We start from the raw sequence: 14,464 nt of genomic DNA, 5'->3' as shown, positions 1-14,464 counted from the left end.
CAAATGAAAATCGGGGCGCTTCAAACTGCATACCTCCCATGGCTGGGTTTTTTTGATCAAATTTTTCAGTGTGACCTTTTTATCATTTACGATGATTTGCAATATACCAAAAAAGACTGGCGGAACAGAAACAAAATTAAGACATCTGATAATGCCCAATGGCTGACCGTCCCGGTTGTGTCGAAGAACAGCCATAAGAAGAAAATCAATGAAATAGATATTGCTCCGGATATGCCATGGGCAGAACAGCATTGGCAGGCCATTAAAATGAATTATTCCAAGTCTCCTTTTTTTAATCAATACGCTGATTTTTTTTATAATTTATACAAAAATTCTTGGACAAAACTGTCCCCCTTAAATCGGGAGATCATTGACACTTGCTTGGATTGGCTTAAAATTCGCACTAAAGTTTTATATTCGTCTGAATCTGGAATTGAACAGGATTATCTTTCGTGGTGCGGGGGCAGGCCAGATGCCACGGAGAGAATCTGTTATCTTTGTAATCGCTTTAATGCCTGGTATTTTTTGGAAGGCCCCGCGGGTAAAAACTACGTCAGAGAAGATATTTTAAAAGATGCGGGAATCTGCCTTGAATATCATAATTACCCTCATCCTGTTTATCACCAGCGGTTTGGAAGATTTATTCCCTATCTTTCTGTCGTGGATCTTCTTTTTAATCATGGAAATGAAAGTCTGGCGATTCTCACCAATGGCACCACCCGATAAGAAATTTTGTAAAATTGAAAACTGAAAACTCAATAGATTTGTCAATTATCATTCCTGTTTACAATGAAGAAGAAAGTATTCCTGCTTTATACAACCGGCTGAAAGAGGTCATGTCTGAAACTGCCTATTCCTTTGAACTGATTTTTGTGGATGATGGCAGCAAGGACAACAGCTTACAAGTACTCAGAGAAATTAAGGAAACCTCGGCTATTAACATCCGGATTGTTCAACTGAACCGTAATTTTGGGCAGCATCCGGCTTTAAATGCGGGTTTTTCAGTGGCTGAGGGAAAAGTGCTGATTACCATTGACGCTGACCTCCAAATTGACCCTCGGCATATCTCAGATATGATGGATAAAATGAAGCAGGGATATGATTTTGTCAGCGGTATTCGACGGGGAAAGGGTGATTCTTTCCTGCTCAGAAGATTTCCTTCACTGGTACTCAATTCCATGATCGGGAGCATCATCGGAAAAAAATTACAGGATTACGGATGTCCATTAAATGCCATGCGTTCTGAAATAGCGGAGACAATGCGGGAATATGGTGAAATGCAAAGATTTTTTAAGCCTCTTGCAATCAAACTGGCCGACAGAATAGCAGAAACAGAGGTTAAATATGACCGCCGCCTGACAGGCCAGTCCAAATATGGCTTTTTGAATCTGGTTGATCTTTTTTTTGACTTTGTCACCAATTTCTCCAAACACCTTTTTCAACGGGTGGCTATGATCGGATTCGGTCTTTCCGGAATAAGTTTTTTAGTTGAAATATTGTATCTTGTTTTAAGGTTCCCCTTTGGAATCATTCAGAATCCTTTGGACAGATTGCAGGCCATTGCCTTAATCGGATTTGTTTTTGGTGTGCAGCTTCTGATTTTGGGCATTCTGGGGGATTTTGTCATAAAGATATACAGAAAAATTGATCCCAAACCTCTTTATATCATCAAGAAAATCTGGTAGATGTCAAAAAAAAGAATTCTGATCACAGGCGGTGCCGGTTTTATCGGAACCAATTTTGTTAATTATCTGTTTGAAAAATACCGGAACTATCACATCATAGTTCTGGATGCCCTGACCTACGCTGGCAGCCTCAATAATTTTTCTGATCAGGTAAAAAACAACCCTGATTTTAAATTTTGTCATGGAGATGTCCGCAATGTCGGGCTTGTTTTGGAGCTGATGGGGCAGGCAGATATCGTGATTCACTTTGCGGCCGAAACCCATGTTTCACGATCAATCCATGATGACCGCAGATTTTTTGAAACCGATGTCCTCGGAACACAATCCGTGGCTAGTGCTGTTTTAAAAAATAAAAAACAAATTGAGCGGTTTATTCATATTTCCACTTCTGAAGTCTATGGCACTGCCCTTGCAGAGCCAATGACTGAGGAACATCCTCTTAATCCCATGACCCCCTATGCAGCGGCTAAGACCGGGGCTGATCGTCTGGTTTACAGCTATTGGGGCACTTATGAGCTTCCTGTTGTAATTCTGCGTCCGTTTAATCAATACGGACCTTATCAGCATTTGGAAAAAGTGATCCCTCGTTTTATTACCAGTGCTCTGTTGAATGAACCGCTCACGATCCATGGAACCGGGGAAGCAAGGCGGGACTGGCTTTATGTGGAGGATACCTGCCAGCGTATTGACCGGGCTTTACATGCGGATATGGAAAAGATTCAGGGAAATGTCTTTAACTTAGGCTCTGGTTTTGATTTGGATATATTATCCATTGCTAAAATGGTATTAGAGATGACAGGAAAACCGGAATCTCTGATCACTTTTATGGAGGAACGTCCCGGCCAGGTGCGGCATCATATTTCTTCGACAAAAAAATCTGAAATGATTTTAGGAATAAAACCAGGGAGAACTTTTGAGGAAGGGTTGGAGCAGACCATACATTGGTATGCCAATAACCGCCAATGGTGGGAAAAATTGCTCTCTATGCGGCGAGTGTCCATTTTGAATAAAAACGGAATTTCTGAGTATTAACAATCCAATTTCAGCAAATCGAAAAATTTTTGGGACAAAGGGAGTGCGGAAATGGAGCGTAGCGGAATTTTCGCAGCAACGGAACATTTTGAATATTGAGACTATTCCGTTTCGTTCCATTTTCGCATTCCGGAGAATTGCAATCTGAAACAACAGTTTAAAAATCTTTTCGATCTGCTGAATTTATAATGAACGCCCATGAGCTGCCAGTCACAACAAACAATGAAAGTATTAGGCATCCTTCATATTTGCCCAAAAGTACTTTACACTTTTGGTGATTTGAAAAAAAGTCCATTTTTTTTCAATCTACAAATTTTGTAGCTAAATAAAAGTAATATTTACAAATAGATATTGTAAAATCTACAAATTTTGTAGTTTTTTACACACTTCAAACATGATTAGCTAAAATTAACTACAAAATTTGTAGTTTTTTTTGTAATAGGTTGTTTATATTATAAAAATAATCAAAATTATCATGAATTAAAAAAAACATAAAAAATTCATTTTAGCTGAAAGTGTAAACTACTAAATGAAGGATGCCAAGTATTACAGTTCTTTCTTAACACCTAACACCTAACACCTAACACTTTTAAAAGCCAAATGAAAGTTGAATTTTACCGTCATAGTCTGGGATCTGCGGAGGGCCAATCCGTGGCACATGCCCTTGAGGGACTCTTTCTGACAGCCGGGCCTCTGACCCGAAAATTTGAAGAAAAATTTGCTCAATATCTGAACTGTCAGAGGGTCGTTGGCACATATAGTTGTACAACTGCCCTTTTTTTGTGCCTGAAAGCCCTTGAGATTGGCCATGGTGATGAAGTTATCACAACGCCAATGACCTTCATTGCTACTGCCAATGTTATTCTGGAGGCAGGCGCTGTCCCTGTTTTTGCAGATGTGGAAGATACCACAGGCAATATCAACGCCGAACTCATTGAAAACGCCATAACTGCCAAGACAAAGGCAATCATTGCGGTTCATCTCTATGGGCATCTGTGCGATATGAAAAAAATTAATGATATTGCCAGACGTCATGGTCTTTTTCTTATCGAGGACACTGCCCATTGTGTTGAAGGCGAGCGAGATGGAATCCGCCCGGGAAGTTTCAGTGATGCCGCGTGTTTCAGTTTCTATGCGACCAAAAATATGACTTCCGGCGAAGGAGGGGCCGTCGCTACCAATAACGAGTCACTGGCGGAAAAATTAATACTGTTGCGTTCTCATGGAATGAACAAAGAAGCAGCCGACCGTTATAATGGAAAATATCGTCATTGGGATATGGTTTGCATGGGATATAAGGGGAATATGTTTGATATTCAGGCGGCGCTGCTTTTGCCCCAGATTCCTGAGTTGGAAAACAAATTAAAGAAAAGGCAGGAAATTTTCAATAAATATGTCAGCGTGTTCAGCGATATGGACGGTGTTGAGTTTCCCATAACCCTTTCAGGAACAAAACATGCATGCCATCTTTTTACCATATGGGTAAATCCTGATAAACGGGATGATATTTTAAATGCGCTTCAGGAAGAGGGAATCGGTGTGGCTGTCAATTACCGTCCTGTTCATCTTCTGACTTATTATCGGAAAACATTCGGTTATAAGGAGGAAAGCTTTCCAGTGGCTGAAATGATAGGAAAACGAACAATTTCTTTGCCTCTGTATCCCAATATGGGGGAAGATGCTGTTGGAAAGGTCATTGAAGCTGTGCAAAAGTCGGTAAGATAAGCTGTCAGAACCACGGATTGACGCAGATTACACGGATTTCACTGATTGAAAAAAATCCGTCTGATCAGTGAAATCCGTAAAAATGTTTATTATGAAGAATAGAGTTGCACATCCGCCGTATGTCAGATATACGTCGCTCCATTCAGAATGTATAAAAGTTTAATTTTGAACGTGAACAATATTAACGGTCAATAAGGCGGGCGCAGGAGGGGATAATTTTGTTGCCGGACGGGGTTGCAAACCCTGTCTGGCAAAATAAACATAAACCAAATGTTCATTTATGATGAACAGAGGGAATGAATGAATATCAGATATGAACAACAGATTCACACAGATGACACGGACTACACAGATTGAAAAAAATCAGTGTAATCAGTGCAATCCGTGTGAATCAGTGGTTCAGAGGTTTTTGAACCGCAGATTAATGCAGATCAGACAGATTTCGCAGATTAAAAGAAATCCGTGCAATCATAAATCCGTGGTTCAGAGGCTTTTGAACCGCAGATTAATGCAGGTCAGACAGATTTCGCAGATTGAAAGAAATCCGTGAAATCCGTGAAATCAGTGTGAATCAGTGGTTCAGAGGTTTTTGAACCGCAGATTAACGCAGGTCAGACAGATTTCGCAGATTGAAAGAAATCCGTGCAATCTGTTTAATCAGTGCGAATCAGCGGTTCAGAGATTTTTGAACCGCAGATTAATGCAGATCGGACAGATTTCGCAGATTGAAAGAAATCCGTGAAATCCGTGAAATCAGTGTGAATCAGTGGTTCAGAGGTTTTTGAACCGCAGATTAACGCAGGTCAGACAGATTTCGCAGATTGAAAGAAATCTGTGCAATCTGTTTAATCAGTGCGAATCAGCGGTTCAGAGATTTTTGAACCGCAGATTAATGCAGATCGGACAGATTTCGCAGATTAAAAGAAATCTGTGCAATCAGTGAAATCAGTGTGAATCAGTGGTTCAGAGGCTTTTGAACCGCAGATTAATGCAGATCAGACAGATTTCGCAGATTGAAAGAAATCGGTGCAATCCATGAAATCCGTGTGAATCCGTGGTTCAGAGGTTTTTGAACCACAGATTAACGCAGATCAGACAGATTTCGCAGATTAAAAGAAATCTGTGCAATCCATGAAATCCGTGTGAATCCGTGGTTCAGAATCCTTTTAAATTTAAATATGTTGTCTATATTTCAAAACCATCATTCTGATAACCTTCAACCTTGTTTTTTGTGCGTTTAAATCTAACCTCTTAATATTATTAGATACGATATTTTTTATGTTCTGAATTATTGAAAAAAACTTGACTTCTATTGAAACTTAAACTAAAAAGCAAAAATTATTAAAATAAGTTTGTCAGAGTTGATATACAGAGAAGATCATGCCTATTTTTGCATATGATAATAATAAAACTAAGTTTTTTTGAAGAAAAGGCTTAGTTTTTAATCGTTTATGGAGTCAGATATGCAAAAAAAAACAAGGCAGATAGCTCTTACCAGATTAACAAACAAGGATATTAGGAAAGGGGGGGTGCAATCAAGCAGGAAAAAAGATTGAAAGGTATCCGCTTCAAATTTTACAGTTGTATTTAAATTTGAAGTGGCTGCAAGTTGGGAGCGTAAAAACAGAATAATTTATTTTTATGTTCCTACAGAAGATGTCTTTTGTTTGAGTGGTGCAATGAAAAATTGCAAAAATGTAAAAGGAGAAAAAAAAGATGATGAAAAAATTTTGGATCGTATTGGTAGCAATCACATTGAGTCTGCCTTTGATCTGCGGGCAGGCAGGAGCAGCGGTCGAAATTGCAACCGGTGGCATCGGTGATGTACTCTTGTTCCCCCTCTATGATGTCAGGGATGTATCAGATGAAAGAACAGATGGATGGCAGAACTATGTGGTAATTGAAAATACATCTGGTAACTGGACAGCCCTTCATTTACGTTTTCGGACATGGCGGGCATGCATAGAAGTTTATGACCATGTTATTCTGCTTTCGCCGTATGATGTTTTTCACTTTTCTGTTATAAGAGCGACTGAGGCGGGAACAACTAGTCGAAATGAAGGGTTCGTTGAAAACGATGTCATACTGACAAGCAGTGATGTGCATACATTACGTAACTCTGGTTTGATTTCTTCCTCACAAAGCTCATGGACTGAGAAGCTTGCTACAAAAGGGCTGTCAGATCAGGGTTTTACAACAGATCTTCAAGGCGAACTCCAAGCAGGATATATTGAAGCTATCGGCTTGTGGCAACTTGAGAATCCTAAAGCTCCTGACAGCGAGGATAACCATACGCTGTCATATGTTGTGAACAGAAGTGTTTATGGTAAGTCTGGTGACTCAGAGACCAATGTTAACGATGTTCTTGATGCGTTGTTCTATGCAGTAACAGATGTAAATAATCCGGAAACCGCCGCAATTGATTGGCCAAATCAGATCGTCATTACAGGTGTTGAAAGAGGCAGCGATAATTCTACCCGTGAAGGACTTGATTGTGGAAATGTTCTGGCCGGAGCTTTGGAGATGGGTGATGTTCAGACTGGCCGCTATGAATTGGAAAGTGCTGTTGCATTGATGGATTTCAGAACTGACGGTACTGCTCACAGAGACGGTTATGACGGCGGTGCTATTGTTTATCCGGCTGGTACTATGTGGTGGTATGATGCATCATACTATGATTCTAAGCAAGTGCCTGTTCCTTCGTACTATCTTAATGAGAGCTGGGCAACTACAGTCGGCGCAGGTCTTCGGGACGGTGACAATATCGCTGTTGGCTTTACAACAAATGCCCAAGACATCACTGCGAATTCGGTTGATCCATATAATGCCAATTCAACATTTAATGACATCTGGAGTTTGGATGATGTTGAAGCCGCATTGGAGAAAAGTGCGATTTGGAACCACTATTTCACGGGCGAGCCTTTTGATGGTGCCACTTTAAATACCGATATTGTCCTTACATTCCCCACCAAGCATTATCATTTCTTTTTTACTGACTGGCCATATTGGGATGGTGGGAGTATTGCTTCGGGGAACGACAGCATCGAGGACTACTGGCAAGCTGTTATAGACTACCGGAAGTACATCAAAAGCAGATATAGTTCTCGCTATAGTAATGGTCCTATAAAACCTTCAGGTGTTACGATATGGGATATGGAGCAGAATTATCCGGGAACTGCTATTGTTACTACTGACGTAGAAAATCCTCCCCCTTCTCCTTGGACACCTGACTGGGTTGATCCTACTCCTGACAAGACCATTTTGCACGAAGTTAATATTGTCAGAGTTGGCGAAGAAGAGGGAACTGGTATCCATGAAGCCAACTGGCTTTTGAACACCAATTATACCTCAGGCCATTTTACTATTGGCAGATTTTTCCTGACCAAGGGTGATCGGGAGATAGGCTTCAATGCTGCAAATCCTCATACTTTTTATGGGTATTCGGGTGATGATTCTGTGTATGAATTACCGCCGATAGGTGTGGCGATTTTCACACATACATACGGAACCGGACTTGTGGATGAGGACGGATGTGCTTATGTGACAAGATCAAGCATGACTGAATGGCATTATAAAAAATAAGAATATGCGTGGCTACATTGAAGTTTATCTCGTCTTAGAGATATAATTTCTGAACCACAAATAACAATAAAGGCGGGCCTTTGGCTCGCCTTTTTAAATTTTAGTGATTTTAATTTTACTGGCAGAGAAGGTCAGAAAAGGATAGTCATTGCTTTGAATCTTTACGAGAAGGCTTGAATCTGTGATACCAATGATCATCAGACCATTGCCAGTAATCTCTGATATTGCGGGTAAGCCCCTCATTCGGTGTATAAATACCAACTAAAATATAATTAATTTTCAGCAGAACAGTGGCAGATTCTTTCTCTGTGGATACCGATTCAATATCAACCTTCTGCCAAGCCATACCGCCTACAAATCCTTTAACATAATTCGTTAAATTCACTCCCTTCCGAAAGTTCGGATGTTCATAAAGATAGGCTTCTGCAAACTCTCCCTTTATTTTATGCTGCCAATAAGCGTTCACCCGGTCTCTTAATTCTGCTTCTGAGCCTGTTGCCACCTGCTCAGATAATTTTGTTTCTGTCTTTTCCAACGCTTTTTTCTCGGCTTTCTCCAAAGCCTTCTCTGTTTTTTCCAATGCGTCAGATGATTCCACATTCATAACCGGCTTTTCAGATAGCTTTTTCTCTGTTCCCGACTGTCGGATATGGCCGAAAATAACCAGCGCCAATATCACCAAACCAAAAATTCCCAACCTCTGATAAAAATTCATACGCTCTCCTTTTTTTATCTGTCAAATTAATCCTTTAAAAAAATAGTGAAATGTGTTATTAAGTAATTTGATGACAGATGTCAAGACATTGAGTGAAAAACCTGAGTTAGCGAGAGATCGGCTGTAAAGACAGAATAGGAGGATACAATCATATGAATATTAACATTATCGAAGCACAACCCAAATTACATGATTTGATAAATCAAGTTTCATCTTCCCATAAACCTGTTATCATAAAAAGCAAAGAATCAAGTGCGGTACTTATATCCCAGGATGATTGGGAATCAATACAGGAAACCTTATATCTGGTGTCCGTACCAGGTATGCGAGAGTCAATTCGTGAAGGTCTGGATACTCCTATTGAAGAATGCAGAGAAAATATCGAATGGTAAAGTGGAAAATTATTTACACAAAACAGGCTCAAAAAGATGCTAAAAAGCTTTCACGGGCAGGTCTTCGCAAAAAAGCAGAAGCATTGTTGGAAATTATAGGCAAAGATCCTTATCAAAAACCTCCCCCGTTTGAAAAGCTTGTCGGTGATTTAGCTGGTGCATATTCCCGAAGAATAAACATTCAGCACCGTCTCGTTTATCAAATAATTGAAAATAAGAAAATGAATTCGTATATGGACACACTATGAATAAACGAGTCTGTCAATGGGAGCATTTCCAAAAAGCAGGTCGCATGTAGATATCATAAACTTAATATTGTCAATCGTTCTTGGATTATGGCTTATTGCCATTAAGTCAAAAATCGGCCTAAACACAAAAAAGCACAAAAAAAGTCTTAGTCATCTGAAATAAAATTCTATATTTTTTTACATGCACTTCTTAATAACATTTTTAAAACAAAAGCTTATCAATCATAACATTATCCCGAATATCAAAATTTTTTTATCAGCCTCCGTATTAATGATTTTTTCTTTTTACCTCCAGGGAAATATCCTGATAGATTTGGCAGATGAGGGGTTCCTCTGGTATGGAACATGGCGAACTCTTCTTGGAGATATTCCGTTAAGCGATTTTCATTCCTATGATCCTGGTCGTTACTATTGGACTGCCGGATGTTCCATGATATTTGGGTCATCTCTTATGGCATTAAGAACATCTCTGGCGATTTTTCAGACTTTGGGCCTCACCTTGGGTCTGATGGCTCTGCGCCGGGTAATTCACTCATGGGGAGTACTGATTATTGCCGGAGCCTTATTGCTTCTGTGGATGCACCCCCGTCATAAAATTTTTGAACACACCTTTGCAATGGCCTCGGTTTATGTTGCTGTTCTGTTAATGGAAAAACCATCATTTCAAAGGCATTTTATCGCAGGAATATTTGTTGGCGTGGCTGCTTTTTTTGGGCGCAACCACGGCTTTTACGGATTTGTGTCATTTTTTTCGTTAATCTTATTCATATGGCTGAAAATCGAAAGGACTCATTTCTTCAGACGAATCAGCGCATGGGGAACAGGAATATTTATCGGCTATTCCCCCATGTTAATCATGTTTGTCTTCGTTCCGAACTTCTTTAAAAGCTTTATAAAAAACATACGATTTATCCTGCGTAACAGCACAAACCTTAGTTTGCCAGTGCCCTGGCCCTGGACAGCAGATTTTATAAATATCACGGAAACTATAAAATGTATTTCAACAGGCGTGTTTTTTTTAGCGCTGCCAGTTTTCTACATTCTGACAAGTGCTTATTTGCTAAAATCCAAGTCTGATGTTTTAAAGCAAAAATCGCTCATAACAGCATCCGTCTTTGTTGGTGTTCCCTATGTACACCACATTTTTTCCAGGGCAGATATCAGTCATCTTGCTCAGGGAATACATCCGCTTTTAATTGGGTTGCTATCTCTGTCCTTTATGCTTATAAATAAAGATATTCGTAAAAAAATTATGAGTACAGGGCTGGTGATTTTTATTTTTTTTATGTCATATTTCACAGTTGGAATGGCTAATCCATATTATAAAAAATTTAACGCTCCAAAGGGATCATTTGAAAAGATAAATATACATGGGGACAATATTCTGGTATATAAACACACTGCGAATTTAATTCTCAGTATAATAAACACAAATGCCAAAATGACACGCCCTGATGAGGGATTGCTGATAGCTCCTCACTGGCCAGGATTCTACCCTATTTTACAAAGAAAATCTCCCTTATGGGATACTTATTTTTTATTTAAAGAAACACAAGACAGGCAGCGTCAAATGATTTCAGAACTCAAAGACAAGGCGGTCAACTGGATAATCTTAGGGGATGTAGCTCTTGACGGCAGGGATGATCTGCGTTTTCAAAACACACACTCCCTTCTCTGGCAGCATTTCATGGAAAATTTCGAGCCTGTTCAGGTTGAAGGGCTTCCGGATAATTACCAGTTACTAAGAAGGAAAAACCAAATTAGAATAAACACTATTAGAAAATATACCGGCACTTAACACCTAATACCTAACACCTAATACTTAATACTTGATAATCAAGTTTTTTGATCCAATCCTGCGCCGGACAGCCTGTCATTCCTGCGAAAGCAGGAATCCGTTTCCGGCTGATGTCACAGTCCCGGGGCTGTGGATTCCTGCTTTCGCAGGAATGACAAAAAATTTGATTACCGAGTAATACCTAATACTTAACACCTAACACCTAACACCTAACACCTAACACTTAACACCTAACACCTATTTTCATAATGATCAGAAGCTTTTTCTATTTTATCAAACTGATATTCCAGCAAAAAAATCTTATTTTATCCATGGCCAAACGGGAGGTGGCAACTCAGCACATCGGATCATTCCTGGGTTTTATATGGACCTTTGTTCATCCCATGATTATGATATTTGTTTTTTGGGTTGTTTTCAGTCTGGGATTCAAAGTGAAGCCTACAAATAATGTTCCCTTTGTTGTCTGGCTGACAGCCGGTATGGCCCCCTGGTTTGTTTTTTCCGATATTGTCAATGGATCAGCAGGGGTGATTGTCTCCAATTCTCACCTGATTAAGAGAACCCTGTTTCATTCGCAAATACTGCCGTTCATTAAAATTGTTTCATGCCTGATTACCCACGCGGTTTTTCTCCTTGTGCTTATGGGGCTGGTTATTTTTCAGGGGATGCCTTTCAGCATTCATTATTTACAGTTTTTTTACTATCTCGCAGGCATGTCTGTGCTGGCCCTCGGACTTGGCTGGACCGTATCTGCTTTAAACGTGTTTATCAGAGATGTGGGGCAGATTGTCGCCGTGGTATTACAGACAGGCTTCTGGGCAACGCCGATTTTCTGGGATATCAATATGATGCCCCCCGGGGTTCAGACAATATTGAAATTAAATCCCATGTATTATATCGTCCAGGGATACCGGGATTCGTTTATTTATTTCTCTCCCTTCTGGAAAAATCCATATGATGCCTTATATTTTTGGACAGTGGCCGTTATCATATTCGTGATGGGCGCATTAATATTTAAAAAATTAAAACCACACTTTGCGGATGTTCTGTAACGGAGTCACACAGGAAATGGCTGAAAACACGGTGATAGAAATAAAAAATCTGACCAAAACTTATAAACTTTACAACACGCCTTCGGACAGAGTAAAAGAGGCCTTCCACCCTTTTCGTAAAAAGTTTCACCGGATATTCAGCGCTCTTAATGATGTTTCTTTTGATGTAAAAAGAGGTGAAACCCTGGGGATTGTCGGTCGGAACGGAAGCGGCAAGTCAACTTTGTTACAAATATTATGCGGCATCTTAAATCCGACAGACGGCCTTATTGAAGTCAACGGAAGGATATCCGCACTTCTCGAACTCGGCGCAGGATTTAATCCTGAATTCACAGGACGTGAGAATGTTTTCATTAACGGAGCCATACTCGGTCTGACCAATAAGGAAATACAAGAGCGTTTTGATGATATTGCGGATTTTGCAGATATTGGTGATTTTGTTGATCAGCCCGTTAAGACCTATTCAAGCGGCATGTATGTCCGTCTGGCGTTTTCAGTGGCAATTCATGTGAATGCTGATATTTTAATCGTGGATGAAGCTTTGGCTGTGGGAGATGAAATTTTTCAACGCAAATGCTTCTCCCGTATTCAGCAGCTTCAGAAAGAGGAAACAACGATCTTATTTGTCTCTCACAGCGCCTCACAGATTGTGGAACTTTGTAACAGAGCCATACTTCTTGATCAGGGAGAACTGTTGCTTATGGGGACACCGAAATCAGTGGTCTCCGAATATCACAAGCTCATATTTTCAGAGGAAGATAAAATTGATTCCTTGCGTGAAACAATACGAGCCTTGAATGCAAAAGAACTAAGGGAACAGGAAAATTATAATAAGCTCAAAATCACAGAACAATCTGCTCAGACGATTGCAGATGAACCGAATTTACAGGAGTTTTATGAACCGAACCTGGTTCCGAAAAGCACAATTTCATATAACTCCCGGGGGGTTCATATCACTGACGTACAGATCACCACGCCGGATGGGAACCTCGTAAATGTTCTTGTTCGCCGCCATAAATATTTTTATACTTACAAGGTCAGATTTGAAAACACAGCATACAATGTCCGGTTTGGTATGATGATAAAGACTGTCAGCGGCGTTGAACTGGGCGGCTCGGCTTCCTCGTCAGTAAAGGACGCTATTCCCTGTATCGAAGCCGGCGAAACAGTATCGGTTAAGTTTAGTTTTAAATGTCTTCTCCAGCCCGGCGTCTATTTTTTTAATGCCGGCGCGTTAGGTGTGGTTGATGGTACAGAAGTCTATCTTCACCGACTTATAGATGCCGCCGTGTTCCGAGTGCAGGCAGGAGATCATTTCCTGTCAACAGGGCTGATAGATTTCTATGCTGACCCGGTTGTCTCGGTTTTGTGAGTTATGTTTTTATTCACTGTCACCGGAGGAATCTGGCTTTGAGGTGCAACACCGGGAACATTAGAACTGGGAGTTGGAACAATGATTTGGCTTTTAAGAAAAATATTATCCGGAGTGTGAAAATAGAGCGCAGCGATTTTTCGCACAATACGCCCTCGTAACGATAAACATTTTATTAGGAGAGGAGTGCAAATTTTGCTTTGAGATTGCCGTTCAACGATTTAATTTCAGATACTTGCAAAGCAAGCTTTACATTCCTCTTAAAAAAGTCTGAAAAGGTATGAAGCATAAAGAACTATCTGACTTGTAACAAATATTTAATGATGAAAAGGAATAAACTTCTAAAACATTTGAAGAAACACGGAGCTTTTTTATTAAGAGAGGGTAAAAAACACAGTATTTTTCAGAAGGATTTGCTAAAAACCCAAGTCCCCAGACATAATGAAATTGTGGATGAATTAGCTCGTAAAATTTGTAAGGATATTGATATACCCTTTGTGAGGTAAGTGATGAAATTCAGAGCTGTTATTAAAAAATCAGGAGAATGGTGGATAGGATGGCTGGTTGATTTGCAAGGTGTCAACGCACAGGAGCGGACTCGTGAGGAACTTATTGAATCGCTTTCAATCGGTGCGCAGGATATGCTTGATACAGAAATACGTTGTGAACCGGAATCTCAGATAACAACTATAGAAATTCCGGATCCCGCGTGGGTCTTTGAACACAGCGGTAATTTGCTATAGAAATATATGACAGATACGATATATTTTGATACTCGATAATCAAGTTTTTTGACCTGATCCGGCCAAAAAGTCTGTCATTCCTGCTTTCGCAGGAATGACAAAAAAAATTTGATTATCGAG

12 protein-coding genes are annotated in these 14,464 nt (G+C 40.0%); 11 read left to right on the top strand and 1 reads right to left on the bottom strand.

Annotated elements, in window-relative coordinates; translation table 11 throughout:
* Positions 1–3 precede the first annotated feature (3 nt).
* From dnm_RS01485 to dnm_RS01465, 5 genes are all read left to right on the top strand, one after another.
* Complete coding sequence (locus dnm_RS01485) at positions 4–726, top strand: WbqC family protein (RefSeq protein WP_207680955.1); 723 nt, start codon at positions 4–6, stop codon at positions 724–726.
* A gap of 14 nt (positions 727–740) precedes the next feature.
* Positions 741–1,685 carry a glycosyltransferase family 2 protein gene (locus tag dnm_RS01480; protein ID WP_207680954.1) on the top strand — a complete coding sequence of 315 codons (945 nt, stop codon included), beginning with the start codon at positions 741–743 and terminating at the stop codon, positions 1,683–1,685.
* Positions 1,686–2,717 carry a dTDP-glucose 4,6-dehydratase gene (locus dnm_RS01475; RefSeq protein ID WP_207680953.1) on the top strand — a complete coding sequence of 344 codons (1,032 nt, stop codon included), beginning with the start codon at positions 1,686–1,688 and terminating at the stop codon, positions 2,715–2,717.
* Positions 2,718–3,317: 600 nt separating this feature from the next.
* On the top strand, positions 3,318–4,442 hold the full coding sequence (locus dnm_RS01470; RefSeq protein WP_276571838.1) for a DegT/DnrJ/EryC1/StrS family aminotransferase: 1,125 nt from the start codon (positions 3,318–3,320) through the stop codon (positions 4,440–4,442).
* 1,716 nt (positions 4,443–6,158) lie between these two features.
* Positions 6,159–8,024, top strand: a complete 1,866-nt coding sequence (locus tag dnm_RS01465) for a hypothetical protein (RefSeq protein ID WP_207680951.1) — start codon at positions 6,159–6,161, stop codon at positions 8,022–8,024.
* A gap of 145 nt (positions 8,025–8,169) precedes the next feature.
* Here the strand turns inward: dnm_RS01465 and dnm_RS01460 are convergent, their stop codons facing one another.
* Positions 8,170–8,739, bottom strand: a complete 570-nt coding sequence (locus dnm_RS01460; protein ID WP_207680950.1) for an antitoxin — start codon at positions 8,737–8,739, stop codon at positions 8,170–8,172.
* 152 nt (positions 8,740–8,891) lie between these two features.
* Between dnm_RS01460 and dnm_RS01455 the strand changes: the two genes are divergently transcribed.
* The 6 genes from dnm_RS01455 to dnm_RS01430 all read left to right on the top strand — a co-directional run bounded on the left by dnm_RS01455 (position 8,892) and on the right by dnm_RS01430 (position 14,344).
* Positions 8,892–9,131, top strand: coding sequence for a type II toxin-antitoxin system Phd/YefM family antitoxin (locus dnm_RS01455; RefSeq protein ID WP_207680949.1), 240 nt, complete (start codon positions 8,892–8,894; stop codon positions 9,129–9,131).
* Complete coding sequence (locus tag dnm_RS01450) at positions 9,125–9,379, top strand: Txe/YoeB family addiction module toxin (protein WP_246556162.1); 255 nt, start codon at positions 9,125–9,127, stop codon at positions 9,377–9,379. Before dnm_RS01455 ends, dnm_RS01450 begins: the two co-directional genes overlap by 7 nt.
* Positions 9,380–9,995: 616 nt before the next feature.
* Entirely contained in the window at positions 9,996–11,177 is a 1,182-nt protein-coding gene (locus dnm_RS01445) for a hypothetical protein (protein ID WP_207680948.1), read from the top strand.
* A gap of 248 nt (positions 11,178–11,425) precedes the next feature.
* Positions 11,426–12,229: an ABC transporter permease gene (locus dnm_RS01440; protein WP_207680947.1), complete on the top strand. Its 804-nt coding sequence runs from the start codon at positions 11,426–11,428 to the stop codon at positions 12,227–12,229.
* 16 nt (positions 12,230–12,245) lie between these two features.
* Positions 12,246–13,601, top strand: a complete 1,356-nt coding sequence (locus tag dnm_RS01435) for an ABC transporter ATP-binding protein (protein WP_207680946.1) — start codon at positions 12,246–12,248, stop codon at positions 13,599–13,601.
* A gap of 509 nt (positions 13,602–14,110) precedes the next feature.
* Positions 14,111–14,344 (top strand): type II toxin-antitoxin system HicB family antitoxin, encoded by a 234-nt coding sequence (locus dnm_RS01430; protein ID WP_207680945.1) that lies wholly within the window; start codon positions 14,111–14,113, stop codon positions 14,342–14,344.
* Positions 14,345–14,464 lie beyond the last annotated feature (120 nt).

Source organism: Desulfonema magnum (assembly GCF_017377395.1).
Lineage (GTDB): Bacteria > Desulfobacterota > Desulfobacteria > Desulfobacterales > 4be13 > Desulfonema_C > Desulfonema_C magnum.
This window is presented reverse-complemented; position numbering and strand designations above follow the sequence as displayed.